Origin of the sequence: Caenimonas sp. SL110 (assembly GCF_001044395.1) — a bacterium.
GTDB lineage: Bacteria > Pseudomonadota > Gammaproteobacteria > Burkholderiales > Burkholderiaceae_C > Ramlibacter.
Map to the genome: position 1 here is coordinate 1 of NZ_JANU01000063.1, position 1,016 is coordinate 1,016.

1 protein-coding gene is annotated in these 1,016 nt (G+C 61.1%); it reads right to left on the bottom strand.

What is annotated here, in order from left to right; translation table 11 throughout:
* The coding region (locus AQ12_RS20915; protein ID WP_048441922.1) for a Calx-beta domain-containing protein at positions 1 to 1,016 on the bottom strand (1,016 nt) is incomplete at both ends.

Consider the following 1,016-nt stretch of genomic DNA (forward strand, 5'->3'; position numbering starts at 1 on the left):
TAAACCGTCGAAGTACTACCGGTGCCACTGCGGGTGATGGTGAAGGTGACGTTGCCGCCTTCGGTCACAGCGGCTCCGCTGCTGGCCGCATTCGAACTCACGGTGTAGTCGTAATTGGTGACGACCGCGTCCTTGACATAGGCGCTCGCAAAAGCCGTATAGCTCGTGTCCGAAATGTTCTTGTACAGGTCCAGCCAGAAGTACTCGCTGCCCTCGACAGCCGAGTCGATGTAGGTGCCGACAGTGAATGTCTTGGTGGTCTCGTAGGCGGCGAACGAAACCGCCGTCTTCTTGCTTTGCATCGCGAAGTCACTGCCGTCGGCGGTGCCGGTGCTGGTGCTCACGTACACGGTCGATGCGCTGCCCGAACCACTGCGCGTGATGGTGAAGGTGACATTGCCGCCCTCGGTCACCGCTGCACCCGAGCTCGCGGCGTTCGAGACAACCGTGTAGTCGTAGTTGGCGACCACGGCGTCCTTGATGTAGGCAGAGCCGTAGGCCGAATAGTTGCCACTGCCGGCATCCGCATACGTCTTGTAGAGATCCAGCCAGAAGTACTCTGCACCTTCCGTGCTCGAGTCAACATAGGTGCCCACTGTCACGGTCTTGGTCGTCTCGTAGGCAGCGAAGTTCACCGCGCTCTTGGACTGCGCCGCGAAGTCGCCTGTGCTGGCCGACCCCGCCGATGTGCTGACATACACCGTGGACGCGCTACCGGAGCCACTGCGGGTGATGGTGAAGGTGACGTTGCCGCCTTCGGTCACGGCCGCGCCCGAGTTCGCCGCGCTGGAAGCCACGGTGTATTCGTAGTTGGTGACCGCTGCGTCCTTCACATGAGCACCCGCATAGGCCGAGTAGCTCGTGTCGGCCGCGTTCTTGTACAGGTCCAGCCAGAAATACTCGTCACCCTCGACGGCCGAGTCGATGTAGGTGCCGACGGTAAACGTCTTGGTGGTCTCGTAGGCTGCGAACGACACCGCCGTCTTCTTGCTCTGCATCGCGAAGTCACTGCCGTC